The following is a 16,549-nucleotide window of genomic DNA, read 5'->3' as shown; positions in this document are numbered from 1 at the left end:
ATAGTTTGTTATTAGTTAACCCTGTCTGTTATCACCCAAACAGGAACGAACTATTGCTGTGAATAAGTGCAAAAAGACCCGCTATTTCCTTAAGTTAAATTCCATCCCGGCCTGTTGTAATATGTGACGACCATCAATATTTATAGAAGAGGAAATTATTTTCGCCCAGGTTTTCCATCGTGCGGCCCAAAAAACTGAGGCGGATGGTCGACCCAGCGGTCTTCGCGCGTCGCGGCATACACCGGATTGAGCGGATAGTAGATACGGTTATGTTTTTTATTGGCCTCACCCACCACCAGTAAGCGCACCTCTTCATCGGTATTGTTGATAAAGGTGTGACACACGCCCGTCCCGGCTGGAAATCCCACGCTGTCTCCGGGTTCGAGCTTCCATAAATAGCCATTGATCCAGGCCTCAGGGTAACCCTCCAGAACGTAAACAAACTCCTCTTCGTCGCTTTCCGCATGCGGATAAGATGTGCGGCGTCCGGGCGGCAGCCGTTCATGGTGAATACCAATGCGGCCGAGACCCAGTTTGCGGGCCAGCGGCGCGCCAATAGAAAAACGTTCGTTGCTGTCAGGATACGTTGCGTCATCAGCGCCTTCCACGTCCCTCCAGTGCCGAATACAGTCAGGTCTTTTCATTTTGCGATCTCCTGATTTGCGATGCGTCAGGTATAGCACAGCCTGGCGGATCTCGGTGTTTTTAGCAGAACATGATAAAGTGAGAGTTTTCACCCCTTACCACATCCGAGGTGCCCGATGGACAAGTCCACAAAAGAGCTGTTAGCGCAAGCTGAAAAGCTGTGCGCGCAACGCAATGTGCGCCTGACCCCGCAGCGCCTTGAGGTACTGCGTCTGATGAGCCTGCAACAGGGCGCCATCAGCGCCTACGATCTGCTCGATCTGCTGCGTGAAAGCGAGCCGCAGGCAAAACCGCCGACCGTTTATCGGGCGCTGGATTTTCTGCTGGAGCAAGGATTTGTGCATAAAGTGGAATCAACAAACAGCTATGTGCTGTGCCATCTTTTTGACCAGCCAACTCACACGTCCGCCATGTTTATCTGCGATCGCTGTGGTGTGGTGAAGGAAGAGTGTGCGGAAGGTGTGGAAGATATTATGCATACGCTGGCAGCCAGAATGGGCTTTGCGCTGCGACATAACGTGATTGAAGCCCACGGCTTATGTTCTGCCTGCGTGGAGGTGGAGTCATGCCGTCATCAGGATGACTGTCAGCACGATCACTCTATCCTGGTGAAGAAAAAGCCGCGTTAAAGCCAAAGAAAAAGGCGGCTCAGGGCCGCCCTTGGGGATAGTACCGGTTACCAGCGGTAGTCGTTACGGGTTTCCCAGTCTTTGACTTCGTTTTCCGCCTGATCTTTTTCGTAACCGTAGCGCTCCTGGATTTTACCTACCAGCTGATCGCGCTTACCTTCAATGACGGTCATATCGTCATCTGTCAGCTTACCCCACTGTTCTTTCGCTTTACCTTTGAATTGCTTCCAGTTGCCGCCGATTTCGTCTTTATTCATCATCGTGTCCTCGTGTTAAGCGTCTATGAGTATCGCCCGCTACGTTCTTTTCTGCTGGACGTGATTATTATTGTAGTTAAGGATTCGGTAGTTGTTTTTATATTCGGAATCTTTAACCGTTACGATATATCGTGCGGGGCTGGAAACCAGGTATTGTTTCGCCAGTGACGATGCCAGATAACGGCCAGCGAAAGGCCACGCAGTGAGAGAAACACCGCCAGCGCCAGCCACAGACCATGATTGCCGAGATACGGCAGGGTCAGCAGCGTCAGGCCAAACCCCGCCGCCGCGACGGCCATGCTGTTGCGCATCTCCGCCCCTCGCGTCGCACCAATAAACATGCCGTCCAGCAAATAGCACCACACACCCACCACCGGTAATACTACCTGCCAGAGGATGTAGCGATCGGCCAGCTCACGTAGCGCGGGCAACGAGGTGAGTAGCGCGACAATATGCTCACCAAAACAGGCGTATACCAGAGCAAAGGCCAGCGCCACCAGGCCCGCCTGACGACAGGCAGCACGCCAGACCTCACGTAACTGGCCGCTTTCACGCGCGCCATAGGCCTGCCCTGAATGCGCCTCGACGGCGTAAGCAAAACCATCCAGCGCGTAAGCGGTAAAGGTCAGTAACGTCATGAGCACTGCGTTGACTGCGACGATTTCAGGCCCAAGACGCGCACCAAAAACGGTTAAGGCGCCAAAGCAGAGTTGCAGCAGGAGCGAACGGAGCATGATGTCGCGATTAAGCGCCAGCAGCTTACGAATGTTGCCGCGCCAGGCCGATTTCAGCAGATCCAGGGTGATACCGCGCATCGCCAGCACGCGCCAGACCATCCCCAAACCGATCAGCAGCGTACCGTACTCGGCAATTGCCGTGGCCAGCGCCGCGCCCCGGACGTTCATGTGCAGCCCCATCACCAGCCACAGATCGAGCATAATGTTAAGCAGGTTGCCTACCACCAGCAGGATCACCGGCGCGCGGGCGTACTGCACGCCCAACAGCCAGCCCAGCAGGACCAGGTTTGCCAGTGATGCGGGCGCGCTGAGCCAGCGAATTTCGAGGAACCGCCGGGCCTGTTCCAGTACGGCATCGCTGCCGCCCACAATATGGAGCGCAAAATCAATCAGCGGCGTACGCAACAGAACGATTAACGCGCCAGCACCGAACGCCAGAATGAGCGGCTGAACCAGCGCACGCGCCAGACGCAGAGGATCTTTTGCACCATACGCCTGGGCCGTCAGGCCTGTCGTACTCATGCGCAGAAAAAGCAGCAGCATAAAGAGGAAGCTGGTCGCCGTTGCGCCGATCGCGACGCCGCCGAGATAAATCGGCGAATCAAGATGCCCGATAACCGCCGTATCCACCAGCCCCAGCAGAGGAACGGTAATATTGGAAAAAATCATCGGTAGCGCAAGACGCCACAACGCCTTATCGGCAGAAGTTAGCAATGCCATGGAAATTACCGGAATCAGAAAACAGGCCAGGCTGTAGAGGAACTACAGCCTGTCAGGAAGAGATTATAGCCATTCACCGTTGCGGATAACGCCGACCGCCAGCCCTTCAATAGAGAAGCTCTGCTCGCGGAGATCCACCACAATCGGGGAGAATTCATTGTTTTCAGGCAGAAGCTGCACGGTATTGCCTTGTTTTTTCAGGCGCTTAACCGTCACTTCATCATCAATGCGCGCCACCACGACTTGCCCGTTACGCACGTCCTGCGTTTTGTGTACCGCCAGCAGATCGCCATCCAAAATACCGATATCTTTCATGGACATTCCGCTAACGCGCAGCAGGAAATCGGCGCTCGGCTTGAACATGCCTGGATCAACCTGATAGTGCCCTTCGATGTGCTGCTGCGCCAGCAGAGGTTCACCTGCCGCTACGCGACCCACCAGCGGAATACCGCTCTCTTCTTCCACCAGCAGACGAATACCGCGTGAGGCGCCGGAAACAATCTCAATCACGCCCTTACGCGCCAGCGCTTTAAGGTGCTCTTCGGCAGCATTAGGAGAACGGAAGCCCAGACGCTGCGCAATTTCTGCACGCGTGGGTGGCATACCCGTCTGGCCGATATGATCCCGAATGAGATCAAACACCTCTTGCTGCCTGGTCGTTAACGCTTTCATACCGCCCCCTGGGTGTATATACAGTTATGCTGTGAGTATATACAGTCAAAGGCGATTTTGGAACCAAAAACTGCACAAAAAACCAGGGACTTAATTATTCCTCGAGGCTCATCGGAAATGCGACCAAAGCAGCGTGACCCAGGTGATCGCCGCAGTGATAATCGCCAGCAGTACGGCAGCGGAACCCATGTCTTTCGCCCGGCCAGACAATTCATGGAATTCCGACCCGATTCGGTCAACAACGGCCTCAATAGCGCTATTAAGAATTTCCACTATCATCACCAGAAAGACAGATCCGATGAGCAGTACGCGGGTGATAGCATCAACATCAAGGAAGCAGGCGATGACAACGGCAACGATTGCAGCAACCGCCTCCTGGCGGAAAGCGGCTTCATTAACCCATGCAGCGCGGAAACCTTTCCATGAATAACCGGCAGCTTTAATGATTCGAGTTAACCCAGTGGTATTATTGGCCATTAAAAGAACCTTTTATGATAAATAGCGTCTGTAACTAAAGCCGCAGCGCGTTTTGCTGCAACCTGAAGTATGACGGGTAACAACAGAAATTTTGCGCGCTTTCTGTTATCCTTGCGCCGCAATTGCATTATTAACCAGAGGCTTTACATCGTTTATGTCCGGCTGGCCACGAATTTACTACAAATTACTTAATTTACCATTAAGCGTCCTGGTAAAAAGTAAGTCTATCCCAGCAGAACCTGCGCTGGAATTAGGGCTCGATACGTCGCGCCCTATTATGTACGTTTTGCCTTATAACTCGAAGGCAGACCTGCTGACGCTTCGCGCACAATGTCTGGCGCACGATTTACCTGACCCACTTGAACCGCTGGAAGTCGACGGTACGCTGCTGCCACGCTACGTGTTCATCCATGGCGGGCCGCGCGTGTTCACCTATTACACGCCGAAAGAAGAGTCCATTAAGCTGTTCCATGATTACCTCGATCTGCACCGCAGCAACCCCGATCTGGACGTGCAGATGGTGCCGGTGTCGGTGATGTTTGGCCGTCGTCCGGGGCGCGAAAAAGGGGAAGAGAACCCGCCGCTGCGTATGCTCAACGGCATTCAGAAGTTTTTCGCCGTCTCCTGGCTGGGACGCGACAGTTTTGTCCGCTTCTCACCTTCCGTTTCACTGCGCCGCATGGCGGATGAACACGGCACTGACAAAATCATTGCGCAAAAGCTGGCGCGCGTTGCGCGTATGCACTTTGCACGTCAGCGTCTGGCGGCCGTTGGACCACGTCTCCCGGCACGTCAGGATCTGTTCAACAAGCTGCTGGCTTCCAAAGCGATTGCCCGTGCCGTAGAAGACGAAGCGCGCAGCAAGAAAATTTCGCACGAGAAAGCGCAGCAGAACGCAATCGCGCTGATGGAAGAGATCGCCGCGAACTTCTCCTACGAGATGATTCGCCTCTCTGACCGTATCCTCGGCTTCACGTGGAACCGCCTCTATCAGGGGATTAACGTCCACAACGCCGAACGCGTGCGTCAGTTAGCGCACGACGGCCACGAGATTGTCTATGTGCCCTGCCACCGCAGCCACATGGACTACTTGTTGCTCTCTTACGTGCTCTATCACCAGGGGTTGGTGCCACCGCATATTGCTGCCGGTATCAACCTGAACTTCTGGCCAGCAGGCCCGATTTTCCGCCGTCTGGGTGCGTTCTTCATTCGTCGTACCTTTAAAGGTAACAAGCTTTACTCCACCGTCTTCAGGGAGTATCTGGGCGAGCTGTTCAGCCGCGGTTATTCTGTGGAGTACTTTGTTGAAGGCGGTCGCTCGCGTACCGGTCGTCTGCTCGATCCAAAGACCGGCACGCTGTCGATGACCATTCAGGCCATGCTGCGTGGCGGTACCCGTCCTATCACGCTGGTGCCGATTTACATCGGTTATGAACACGTGATGGAAGTGGGCACCTACGCGAAAGAGCTGCGCGGTGCGACTAAAGAGAAAGAGAGTCTGCCGCAGATGCTGCGTGGGCTGAGTAAATTGCGCAACCTCGGCCAGGGATACGTGAACTTTGGCGAGCCCCTGCCGCTGATGACATATCTGAACCATCATGTTCCGGAGTGGCGCGAGTCTATCGATCCTATCGAAGCGGTACGTCCGGCCTGGCTGACGCCAACGGTCAACGGCATTGCATCCGAGCTGATGGTACGCATCAACAATGCTGGTGCGGCAAACGCCATGAACCTGTGTTGTACTGCGCTTCTGGCCTCTCGCCAGCGTTCACTGACCCGCGAACAGCTGACCGAGCAGATTGACTGCTACCTGGATATCATGCGCAACGTGCCGTATTCCGTGGATTCGACCGTGCCGTCTGCCACCGCCAGCGAGCTGATCGATCACGCGTTGCAGATGAACAAGTTCGAAGTCGAGAAAGATACGATTGGTGACATCATCATTCTGCCGCGCGAGCAGGCCGTGCTGATGACCTACTACCGTAATAACATCACGCACATGCTGATGCTGCCGTCGCTGATGGCGGCCATTATTACCCAGCACCGCCGTATTTCGCGTCAGGAGCTGCTGCGCCATATTCAGGCCATCTACCCGATGCTGAAAGCGGAGCTGTTCCTGCGCTGGAGTAAGGATGAACTGGCGGCAGAGCTCGATAAAATGACGGCAGAGATGCATCGTCAGGGGCTGATTACCATCAGTGATGATGAACTGCATATCAATCCGTCACGTTCACGTACCTTGCAGCTCCTGGCTTCCGGTGCGCGTGAGACGTTGCAGCGCTACGCCATTACCTTCTGGTTGCTGAGTGCAAATCCGTCCATCAACCGCGGTACGCTGGAAAAAGAGAGCCGGACGCTGGCCCAGCGCCTCTCCGTTCTGCATGGCATTAACGCCCCGGAATTCTTCGACAAAGCGGTATTCAGCTCCCTGGTGCTGACGCTGCGCGACGAAGGGTACATTAGCGATACGGGCGATGCCGAGCCGGAAGAGACGATGAAGGTTTACCAGATGCTGGCAGAGCTGATTACCGCGGATGTGCGTTTAACGATTGAGAGTTCGACGCAGGGCGAATGATGCTAAAGCCGGGTGACGCTAACGCTTACCCGGCCTACATGTTCCGCTAAATCGTAGGCCGGGTAAGGCGAAGCCGCCACCCGGCTTTTTTATGACCAGTAACTCATCGCCAGGCCCAGAAACAGCACCAGCCCGACGTAGTTATTATTCAGAAACGCTTTAAAGCAGGCTTCACGCTCGCGCTTCGCGATCAGCTTCTGCTGATACGCAAACAGCAGCCCCGCCACCAGTACGGACCAGTAAAACTCCCAGTTCAGCCCGTTCAGGCGACCAATCGCCACCATCAGCGCCAGCACCGCCACCTGTAATATGCCGATGATCAGCTTGTCGTGACGACCAAACAGGATCGCCGTCGATTTGATGCCAATCTTGAGATCGTCATCGCGATCGACCATCGCGTATTGGGTATCGTACGCAACGGCCCAGAGAATATTCGCCAGGAACATCAGCCAGCAGCTGAGCGGAACGGACTCGCTGACCGCGGCAAACGCCATGGGAATCGACCAGCCAAATGCCGCACCCAATACCACCTGCGGCAGATGGGTGTATCGCTTCATGAACGGGTAAACCCAGGCCAGCGCCAGAGCCGCAACGGACAGTAGAATGGTCATGGTGTTAAGGGTTAACACCAGCATGAAAGAGAGAAGCACCAGCACCACAAACAGGATGCGCGCCTCTTTCCCGGTCACCTGACCGCTCGGCAGAGGACGATTCGCGGTGCGCTTAACATGTCCATCAAATTTCCGGTCAGCATAGTCGTTGACCACACAACCCGCAGCGCGCATCAGCCAGACGCCCGCCACAAACACCGCCAGGATCCACAACGGCGGCACGCCCGGCGTGGCAACCCACAGCGCCCATAAGGTCGGCCACAGCAGCAGCAGCGCGCCAATGGGTTTATCAGTACGCATCAGGCGGTGATAGGCCAGCAGCTTATTCTGCGTCAGACTCCACTCCATTTTCTCTCCCTCTTAGTACAACGGCGATGCAGGCAAAAAGAGTTCCGTCAGTATTAACGGCTTGCCACTCAAACGAAGGCGGGAACGGCGCCCCCACAAATCGGCATCGCAACCAATTTCAATAAAATCACGGGTCAGTTCAGACGAGGTGAACAGATAGCGCCCCAGGGGCGTTTTGCCGAGGCGTTGCAATGCCAGCTCCGGCCCGGAAAGTGTAGACTCAGGAACCACCGTCCGCCCGGCAAGCCACGGCTCGCCATCCGCACAGAGTAAAATTTCACGCAGCCAGTAGCGTTCTTCCTGCGGCAGCAGCGGCAGCTCGCTGGCAATCTCCGCAGGCGAGACAAACCCTTCCTGAATCATCGTCACCGTGACCGTTTTACCCTGTTGCTCAAAACGTTTTGTCATGGAATCTTCCAGCAGCAGCCAGTCCAGCTGTTCCGGGTCAAGCGCAGGGATGTGGTCGAAATAGCGTAGCGCACGCAGCTGCGTGAGCGCGGGGTGTGACATGCCAGACTCTCCGATACATAACGTAAAAGCATTGTATCGCAGATTGGCAAAATGAGGACGGACAAACAGAATTTAACGATCACTATCGCAACAATGGTGCAACTTAGCCAAAAAAAGTGCGCCCGTGAAGGCGCACTAAACGACTAACAAAATCAGCACTGTGGGGAGACGGTTACCCCTTGCCTTTTACACTGCTGATAAAGGTGGAACGGGCAGTGGTTGAACCTAAACGCTCGGCCTCATCAAGCAGTTTCAGCGCTTTATCGACATCGCCGTTTTTAACTGCCTGCTTGATGGCGTTGTTAAAGTAAGTTTCAGTATCGTTAAGCACCGGCTCGGCTTTTTTCGCCGGGGCCGGAGCCGCGGCCGGTGTTGCGGCTGGCGCGGCATACACAGGCGCGGCAGTATTACCCACCGTTACCGGCCCCGGGCCAGATGAGCCAAACAGCGGGCCTACGAGTACGCTGGAGGCGCTGTTGGTGGAGACTTTCAGCTTGATCAGGCCGTCGGTAGTATGGCGAGCATGCGGATCCGGGATATCCGGGACAGCGTTACCGGTGCCTTTTGCGTAGGCTTTCGCCGGATCAACCAGCTTCGTTGTCTGTTGCAGATCTTTTTCAGTCGTGAACACCAGGACATAAATCTTCTGCTGACCCAGGGCTGGCGTCAGGCGCATAACGCCTTCCAGCCGATCGGCACTCATGACGCCAGGCTCCTGATAGCTGAAATAGTCGCTTGGGAAGAATGCGGATGGCGTCATGCTCTGATCGAGGATCAGCACGTTAGGCGCGAAGACGCTGGTCTGTTTATTGACTTCACTGGTTAACGTCAGGGTCAGCTCGCCGATATTCGCCGGCACGCTGAAAGCCGCAACCGGACCGCTGATACCCGGCACGTTCAGCGACTGACCGCCAGCGGCAAGCTGGGTGGTTTGCGTTTTCGACTGATCAACTGGCGTCCACACCAGTTGCTGAAGTGCCGCAGCCGGAATAGCTGGCGCAGCACTGGTATTTTGAGGAACAAAATTCACATCTGCATAGGTGAGCGCAGGCGCACAGGCCAACAGCCCCGCAGAGAGGCACAGCGCGACGAGACTTTTCTTCATTTTCATTGTTATTACCTCTGATAGCGTGAGCACTGCGGTGGCCAGGCAATAGCGCGCAGCACCCTAAGGAGAGAGGGGCTTACGCCCCTCTTTTCAGGTCATTACGTCAGGCTCGACGAATTACCACCAGATTTCCATCTGGGCGCCGAAGGTCCACTCATCGTTGTCGCCACGGCTGAAGGTTTTCGCGGAGGTGTCGCTATACGCTACGCCAGAGGTGTAACCTGCACCTGAGTCGTTGTTTGCATAGCCCCATTTCTCATCCCACTTCGCGTAGGTTGCGAAGACACGGATAGCCGGACGGGACCAGATGCTGTCGCCTGCCTGCCATTGCTGTGCCAGGGTGATTTTGTACTGGCTGTTTTTGTCGTCAGTTTTCTGAGACTTAACGTTGTCGTAGCCCACTTCCAGCAAGGTGCTCATGATCGGCGTCCATTTGAACATTGGACGAACACCCACGGTCCACCACTCGGTACCGTTGTTGTTGTCACGATCGATGTTCTGGTACATACCGACGTACATCAGGTCCCAACGGTCTGCCAGGGTGATTGCACCGTGGTCCAGCACGCGCCACATAGAGCCGTCGTTATCGATGCTGCCACCCTGTGGAATACCTTTACCGTTAGAGGTCATGGAATCCGTACCGTATTGCAGTACGAACTTGTTGAAGCCTTTCATCATGCTCTGGGTGTGTTCAGCGGTGAACAGCCAGCCATCTTTAGAGGCGCCAGGTTGCAGATAGTAGTCGTCAGGAATGTTGGTATGACCGTAGTCAACGCCCAGCTCCAGCGTACCGCCCGGGTTGGTTTCCAGACCGGCTAAACGGACGTCGAAGACATCGTTTGGTACCACGTTGTCATAAATACGGTCGCCGTTCGCATCACGATCGGCGAAGGTTGCAGAACCGCCGGACTCAGAAGAACGGGTCGCTGCCAGAGAGAGTTTACCAAAGCCCAGATCGATGTTTTCAATACCGGCACCAGGACCAGAGATATCCCAGTAGTAGAAGTCGATCATGTGTACGTCATGACGCTGATAGAAGCGCTTACCGGCCCAGATGGTAGAGCCTGGCAGCCATTCAATCAGGTTTTTACCCTGCACGTTAGCTTCACGGAAGGCCGGGCTGGTGGATTCCCAGTCATTCTGTTGAGAAACGGAGTACGCTACGTTGGTGTCGAAATAGAAGCTCTTGTCGCCTTCTTTCCACACTTCCTGGCCCAGTTTCAGTTCGGCGTAGGTTTCACATTCGTTACCGAGACGGTATTTACTTTGTGCGCCTGTTGCCTGGAAACATTGTTGTTCACCGCCACTTCCGGTCCAGCCAATGCCGGAACGAGCATAACCTTTAAAGTCTACGGCGCCCGCCTGGGCAGACAGGATGCCTGCCGCAATTGCGACAGCCAGAGGGACTTTGCGCAGAGTAATCATTATTCTATCTCCTGAGATCATTGCTTTTCTTTGTAATTGGAATGCTTAAACGCCTGGCTCTTTGTGCAACCGACGACATGCAGTGCCATCCTCACGGAACAGATGGCATCGCTCTGGCGGCAAACCGATAGCGAATGTGGCACCCTCTTCTACCAACACCACGTCATTCTGGCGGTAGACCAGGTTCTGACGGATGGCGGGGATCTGGATATGAATCTGTGTTTCGTGACCAAGCTGTTCGACGACCTGAACTTCACCTTCCAGCGTCACATCAGCGATGTGGCTCGGCAGTAAATGCTCAGGGCGGATACCGAGGGACATATTGGCCCCCACCTGTACGTTGGCGCTGTCGACCGGCAGCCAGACTTGCTGACGGTTTGGCAGCTCCACCTGTACCTGTTCGATTGCCGTCGCGGTCACTTTTACGGGCAGGAAGTTCATCTTTGGCGAGCCAATAAAGCCCGCAACAAAGCGGTCTGCCGGGTAGTGATACAGCTCCAGCGGTTTGCCCACCTGCGCCACGCGACCGGCATCCAGCACCACGATTTTGTCGGCCAGCGTCATCGCTTCGACCTGATCGTGGGTGACGTAAATCATCGTGCGTCCAAGGCGTTTGTGCAGACGGGAGATTTCGATACGCATCTGGACGCGCAGGGCGGCATCCAGGTTAGAGAGAGGTTCATCGAGCAGGAACACGCGCGGCTCGGCCACCAGCGTACGGCCGATCGCCACACGCTGACGCTGACCGCCGGAGAGCGCCTTCGGTTTACGCTCCAGCAGATGTGCCAGCTGAAGCACTTCCGCCACCTGGGTGACGCGCTGGTTAATGGTCTCTTTTTTCGCGCCGGCCAGCTTCAGGCCAAAGGACATGTTCTCGGCAACGGAAAGATGCGGATAAAGCGCATAAGACTGGAACACCATGCCCACGCCGCGTTCAGCTGGCGGGATGTCGTTCATTCGGGTATCACCAATAAATAAATCGCCACTGGTGATGGTTTCAAGACCGGCAATCATACGCAGCAGAGTCGATTTACCACAGCCTGATGGACCCACGAACACCACAAATTCACCTTCGTGGATGTCCAGATTGATGTCTTTTGACACCACTACGTCGCCCCAGGCTTTCGTTACATTACGCAGCTGTACGCTCGCCATGCCCTTCTCCCTTCGTTACAACCTGTCACCGACAGAAACATTCAAGATAAGTTCACTATGCGTGTTCCATTACTTTCGTGAATCCTCCACCCCCCAGCTTTTTTATGGGGGAGGAGGCGGGAGGATGAGAGAGCAGGCTCTGCGACCGCAGCTGAGGGGCCGAGGCGAAAATCGTGAAGCGGCCTGCAAAATTCAGTGGGTTTTTATGTGCGCCAGCACTCATAACTTAAATTTATGTTACAGGGATCACACAAACAGGGGGTGGGGCGTAGGGACTGGGAGGATGGAAAGAGGATGTCAAATAAGGAGACTGAGTCACGTTGAACCACCTTATGTATCCACGAGCACATCACCAATAAAGGATGGCAGATATGAAGATCAAGACTGGCGCACGCGTTTTCGCATTGTCCGCCCTCGCAGCAATGATGATTTCCGCACCGGCTCTCGCCAAAATTGAAGAAGGTAAGCTGGTTATCTGGATTAACGGCGACAAGGGCTATAACGGTCTGGCCGAAGTGGGCAAAAAATTCGAGAAAGACACCGGTATCAAAGTCACCGTAGAGCACCCGGACAAACTGGAAGAGAAGTTCCCGCAGGTTGCGGCAACGGGCGATGGTCCGGACATTATCTTCTGGGCGCATGACCGTTTCGGGGGCTACGCGCAGTCTGGCCTGCTGGCAGAAGTTACGCCAGACAAAGCCTTCCAGGACAAACTGTTCCCGTTCACCTGGGACGCCGTTCGCTATAACGGCAAGCTGATCGCTTACCCAATAGCGGTTGAAGCCCTGTCACTGATTTACAACAAAGACCTGGTGCCAAACCCACCGAAAACCTGGGAAGAGATCCCTGCTCTGGATAAAGAGCTGAAGGCGAAGGGTAAATCCGCTCTGATGTTCAACCTGCAAGAACCGTACTTCACCTGGCCGCTGATTGCTGCCGACGGCGGCTACGCGTTCAAGTTTGAAAACGGCAAATATGACGTGAAAGACGTGGGCGTGGACAGTGCGGGCGCGAAAAAAGGTCTGACCTTCCTGGTTGACCTGATTAAGAACAAACACATGAACGCGGATACTGACTACTCCATCGCGGAAGCGGCGTTCAACAAAGGCGAAACCGCGATGACCATCAACGGTCCGTGGGCCTGGACCAACATCGACAAGAGCAAAATCAACTACGGCGTGACCCTGCTGCCAACCTTCAACGGCAAACCGTCTAAACCGTTCGTGGGCGTGCTGAGCGCAGGCATCAACGCCGCCAGCCCGAACAAAGAGCTGGCGAAAGAGTTCCTCGAAAACTACCTGCTGACCGATCAGGGTCTGGATGAAGTGAACAAGGACAAACCGCTGGGCGCCGTTGCGCTGAAATCCTTCCAGGATCAGCTGGCGAAAGATCCACGTATTGCGGCCACCATGGATAACGCCCAGAAAGGCGAAATCATGCCGAACATCCCTCAGATGGCTGCATTCTGGTACGCCACCCGTACCGCCGTCATCAACGCTGCAAGCGGTCGCCAGACTGTCGATGCCGCGCTGAAAGATGCTCAGGGTCGTATTACTAAGTAAGTCTGAAAAACGGCGGGTGGCGCATGCGCTTACCCGCCCTACGACTACGGCACGATCCGTAGGTCAGGTAAGCGCAGCGCCACCTGACGATAAGTTTCCACCGTTGTAGAGGAAGAACCCCATGGATGTCATTAAAAAGAAACACTGGTGGCAAAGCGACGCACTGAAGTGGTCAGTGATAGGTCTGCTGTGTCTGCTGGTGGGTTACCTTGTTGTTTTAATGTACGTGCAAGGGGAATACCTATTCGCCATCATGACGCTGATTTTAAGCTCGGTTGGCCTGTATATTTTCGCCAACCGTAAAGCGTATGCCTGGCGCTATGTTTACCCGGGCGTTGCCGGGATGGGGCTGTTTGTCCTCTTTCCGCTGATCTGCACCATCGCGATTGCCTTTACCAACTACAGCAGCACCAACCAGCTCGCGCAGGAGCGTGCCACCCAGGTGCTTCTGGACCGTTCTTATCAGGCGGGTAAAACCTTTAACTTCGGCCTGTATCCTGCGGGTGATGAGTGGAAGTTAGCGCTCACTGACGGTGAGAGCGGCAAAACCTATCTTTCCGACGCGTTCAAATTTGGCGGTGAGCAGAAGCTGACCTTAAAAGAGGCTGCGGCCCTGCCGGAAGGTGAACGTGCCAACCTGCGTATCATCACCCAGAATCGCCAGGCACTGACTCAGCTCACCGCCGTACTGCCAGACGAAAGCAAAGTGATCATGAGCTCGCTGCGCCAGTTCTCCGGCACCCAACCGCTCTATACCCTGGCGGATGACGGCACGCTGACCAACAACCAGAGCGGCGTGAAGTACCGCCCGAACAACGATATCGGTTTCTATCAGTCTGTGAATGCCGACGGCAGCTGGGGGGATGACAAACTCAGCCCGGGCTATACCGTCACCATCGGCTGGGACAACTTTACCCGCGTGTTTACCGACGAAGGCATCCAGAAACCGTTCTTCGCCATCTTCGTCTGGACGGTGGTCTTCTCGGTGCTGACCGTGATCCTGACCGTGGCCGTGGGCATGGTGCTGGCCTGCCTCGTGCAGTGGGAGTCCCTGAAGGGCAAAGCGATTTACCGCGTGCTGCTGATTCTGCCGTACGCCGTGCCGTCGTTCATCTCGATTCTGATTTTCAAAGGGCTGTTTAACCAGAGCTTCGGTGAAATCAACATGATGCTGAGCGCGCTGTTCGGCATTAAACCGGCCTGGTTCAGCGACCCGACCACCGCTCGCTCGATGATTATCATCGTGAACACCTGGCTGGGCTATCCGTACATGATGATCCTGTGCATGGGGCTGCTGAAGGCCATCCCGGACGACCTTTACGAAGCCTCGGCGATGGACGGCGCGGGTCCGTTCCAGAACTTCTTCAAAATTACCCTGCCGCTGCTCATTAAGCCGCTGACGCCGCTGATGATTGCCAGCTTCGCCTTTAACTTTAACAACTTCGTGCTGATTCAGCTGTTGACCAACGGCGGTCCGGACCGTCTCGGCACCACCACGCCGGCAGGCTATACCGACCTGCTCGTGAGCTACACCTACCGCATCGCCTTCGAGGGCGGCGGCGGTCAGGACTTCGGCCTGGCGGCGGCGATTGCCACCCTGATCTTCCTGCTGGTGGGCGCCCTGGCGATTGTGAACCTGAAAGCCACACGTATGAAATTTGACTAAGGAGGGCACTGAACATGGCAATGGTACAACCCAAATCTCAGAAACTGCGCCTCCTCGCGACGCACTTAGGCCTGCTGGTTTTCATCGCGGCGATCATGTTCCCGCTGCTGATGGTTATCGCCATCTCCCTGCGTTCGGGGAACTTCGCCACCGGGAGCCTGATCCCGGACGAAATCTCCTGGGAGCACTGGAAGCTCGCGCTGGGCTTCAGCGTGGAACACGCGGATGGCCGCGTCACACCGCCGCCGTTCCCGGTGCTGCTGTGGCTGTGGAACTCGGTGAAGGTGGCAACCATCACAGCCATCGGCATCGTGACGCTCTCCACCACCTGTGCTTACGCCTTCGCCCGTATGCGTTTTCCGGGCAAAGCGACCCTGCTGAAAGGGATGCTGATTTTCCAGATGTTCCCGGCCGTACTGTCGCTGGTGGCGTTATATGCCTTGTTTGACCGTCTGGGCCAGTACGTGCCGTTCATCGGCCTGAACACTCACGGCGGCGTGATCTTCGCCTATCTCGGCGGTATCGCCCTGCACGTGTGGACCATTAAAGGCTATTTCGAAACCATCGACGGCTCGCTGGAAGAAGCGGCGGCACTGGATGGCGCGACACCGTGGCAGGCGTTCCGCCTGGTGCTGCTGCCGTTGTCGGTGCCGATTCTGGCGGTGGTGTTTATTCTGTCGTTTATCGCGGCGATCACCGAAGTACCGGTCGCCTCTCTGTTACTGCGCGATGTAAACAGCTACACCCTGGCCGTCGGTATGCAGCAGTATCTCAACCCGCAAAACTACCTGTGGGGCGACTTTGCCGCGGCGGCCGTCCTCTCTGCCATCCCGATTACCGTGGTGTTCCTGCTGGCCCAGCGCTGGCTGGTCAACGGCCTGACGGCGGGCGGTGTGAAAGGTTAAGTTTCATTTGTTATGCCACTGCAACCCTCAACTTTAGACGTATTGTATTGAACCAACTTGTGACTGTTGTTAGGCGCTCTTCGGAGCGCCCTTTTTTTATTCGCGTTTTAGCCGCTTTGAGTTGCACAGCCAGAGGGTGATCACCAGCAGCAGGATCGCCGCCGAGTAGATCAGCACGTCGAGCGGGGATTTATGATCGACGATGATCAGCCGCACAATGGCCGTGATGCCAATGTAGACGAAATAGCGCAGCGGGAAGTGAAAGCCGGACTGAAAGTACTTCACAATCAGGGCGATAAATTCAAAGTAGAGAAAGTAGACCACCAGGCCTTCCACCAGTGCGTATTTGCTGGTTTGCTCAGGAGCGAAGAGCACATCCGCCAGATGCACCGTCTCTTTACCCAGAAAAACGACCAGGATCAGGCCAAGGCTCAGCAGACCGAGGTTCAGTACGGTCTGGAGTATCGTTGAGATAAACTCAACGCGCGGACGAGTCAGGGATGTCATACAGCACCTCATTCTCCAGGGCGAGGTTCCTGTATAACGC

General features: G+C 55.3%; 16 protein-coding genes. 5 read left to right on the top strand and 11 right to left on the bottom strand.

Translation table 11 applies throughout. The annotated features are described in order from the left end of the window. Positions 1–155: 155 nt before the first annotated feature. Entirely contained in the window at positions 156–644 is a 489-nt protein-coding gene (locus tag SK47_RS21515; protein WP_003860307.1) for a cupin domain-containing protein, read from the bottom strand. 117 nt (positions 645–761) lie between these two features. Between SK47_RS21515 and zur the strand changes: the two genes are divergently transcribed. Beyond that, positions 762–1,274 carry a zinc uptake transcriptional repressor Zur gene (zur, locus tag SK47_RS21510; RefSeq protein ID WP_003860309.1) on the top strand — a complete coding sequence of 171 codons (513 nt, stop codon included), beginning with the start codon at positions 762–764 and terminating at the stop codon, positions 1,272–1,274. A gap of 47 nt (positions 1,275–1,321) precedes the next feature. Here the strand turns inward: zur and SK47_RS21505 are convergent, their stop codons facing one another. The 4 genes from SK47_RS21505 to SK47_RS21490 all read right to left on the bottom strand — a co-directional run bounded on the left by SK47_RS21505 (position 1,322) and on the right by SK47_RS21490 (position 4,137). Then, positions 1,322–1,531 (bottom strand): CsbD family protein, encoded by a 210-nt coding sequence (locus SK47_RS21505; protein WP_003860314.1) that lies wholly within the window; start codon positions 1,529–1,531, stop codon positions 1,322–1,324. A 119-nt stretch (positions 1,532–1,650) separates the two neighbouring features. Then, positions 1,651–2,988, bottom strand: a complete 1,338-nt coding sequence (dinF, locus tag SK47_RS21500) for an MATE family efflux transporter DinF (protein ID WP_032661154.1) — start codon at positions 2,986–2,988, stop codon at positions 1,651–1,653. 63 nt (positions 2,989–3,051) lie between these two features. Continuing rightward, on the bottom strand, positions 3,052–3,660 hold the full coding sequence (lexA, locus tag SK47_RS21495; RefSeq protein WP_003860318.1) for a transcriptional repressor LexA: 609 nt from the start codon (positions 3,658–3,660) through the stop codon (positions 3,052–3,054). A gap of 108 nt (positions 3,661–3,768) precedes the next feature. Beyond that, the gene (locus SK47_RS21490; RefSeq protein WP_003860321.1) at positions 3,769–4,137 is read right to left on the bottom strand and encodes a diacylglycerol kinase; all 369 of its coding nucleotides are present in this window, start codon (positions 4,135–4,137) and stop codon (positions 3,769–3,771) included. 154 nt (positions 4,138–4,291) lie between these two features. Here SK47_RS21490 and plsB point away from each other — a divergent pair, with 154 nt between their 5' ends. After that, positions 4,292–6,712, top strand: a complete 2,421-nt coding sequence (gene plsB, locus SK47_RS21485; RefSeq protein WP_003860322.1) for a glycerol-3-phosphate 1-O-acyltransferase PlsB — start codon at positions 4,292–4,294, stop codon at positions 6,710–6,712. An 89-nt stretch (positions 6,713–6,801) separates the two neighbouring features. Here the strand turns inward: plsB and ubiA are convergent, their stop codons facing one another. The 5 genes from ubiA to malK all read right to left on the bottom strand — a co-directional run bounded on the left by ubiA (position 6,802) and on the right by malK (position 11,869). After that, positions 6,802–7,671 carry a 4-hydroxybenzoate octaprenyltransferase gene (gene ubiA, locus SK47_RS21480; RefSeq protein WP_023315219.1) on the bottom strand — a complete coding sequence of 290 codons (870 nt, stop codon included), beginning with the start codon at positions 7,669–7,671 and terminating at the stop codon, positions 6,802–6,804. Positions 7,672–7,683: 12 nt separating this feature from the next. Further along, positions 7,684–8,181 carry a chorismate lyase gene (gene ubiC, locus SK47_RS21475; RefSeq protein WP_022646736.1) on the bottom strand — a complete coding sequence of 166 codons (498 nt, stop codon included), beginning with the start codon at positions 8,179–8,181 and terminating at the stop codon, positions 7,684–7,686. Between the two features lie 172 nt (positions 8,182–8,353). Then, positions 8,354–9,292 (bottom strand): maltose operon protein MalM, encoded by a 939-nt coding sequence (gene malM, locus SK47_RS21470; protein ID WP_003860327.1) that lies wholly within the window; start codon positions 9,290–9,292, stop codon positions 8,354–8,356. 114 nt (positions 9,293–9,406) lie between these two features. Beyond that, entirely contained in the window at positions 9,407–10,717 is a 1,311-nt protein-coding gene (locus SK47_RS21465) for a maltoporin (RefSeq protein WP_026080558.1), read from the bottom strand. A 42-nt stretch (positions 10,718–10,759) separates the two neighbouring features. Continuing rightward, complete coding sequence (gene malK, locus SK47_RS21460) at positions 10,760–11,869, bottom strand: maltose/maltodextrin ABC transporter ATP-binding protein MalK (protein ID WP_003860329.1); 1,110 nt, start codon at positions 11,867–11,869, stop codon at positions 10,760–10,762. A gap of 371 nt (positions 11,870–12,240) precedes the next feature. Between malK and malE the strand changes: the two genes are divergently transcribed. The 3 genes from malE (at position 12,241) to malG (ending at position 16,002) form a co-directional block, all read left to right on the top strand. Next, positions 12,241–13,431: a maltose/maltodextrin ABC transporter substrate-binding protein MalE gene (malE, locus tag SK47_RS21455; RefSeq protein WP_003860330.1), complete on the top strand. Its 1,191-nt coding sequence runs from the start codon at positions 12,241–12,243 to the stop codon at positions 13,429–13,431. A gap of 121 nt (positions 13,432–13,552) precedes the next feature. Then, positions 13,553–15,097 carry a maltose ABC transporter permease MalF gene (gene malF, locus SK47_RS21450; RefSeq protein ID WP_003860331.1) on the top strand — a complete coding sequence of 515 codons (1,545 nt, stop codon included), beginning with the start codon at positions 13,553–13,555 and terminating at the stop codon, positions 15,095–15,097. A gap of 14 nt (positions 15,098–15,111) precedes the next feature. Beyond that, positions 15,112–16,002 carry a maltose ABC transporter permease MalG gene (gene malG, locus SK47_RS21445; RefSeq protein ID WP_048245136.1) on the top strand — a complete coding sequence of 297 codons (891 nt, stop codon included), beginning with the start codon at positions 15,112–15,114 and terminating at the stop codon, positions 16,000–16,002. A gap of 96 nt (positions 16,003–16,098) precedes the next feature. Here malG and psiE read toward each other — a convergent pair whose 3' ends face one another. Continuing rightward, a complete protein-coding gene (gene psiE, locus SK47_RS21440) occupies positions 16,099–16,509 on the bottom strand; it encodes a phosphate-starvation-inducible protein PsiE (RefSeq protein ID WP_000202963.1) in 411 nt (136 codons plus the stop codon). Between the last annotated feature and the right edge of the window lie 40 nt (positions 16,510–16,549).

This window comes from Enterobacter sp. BWH52 (assembly GCF_001037565.1).
Lineage (GTDB): Bacteria > Pseudomonadota > Gammaproteobacteria > Enterobacterales > Enterobacteriaceae > Enterobacter > Enterobacter hormaechei_C.
The sequence above is the reverse complement of the archived record's forward strand: the minus strand, read 5'-3'. Positions and strand labels throughout refer to the sequence as shown.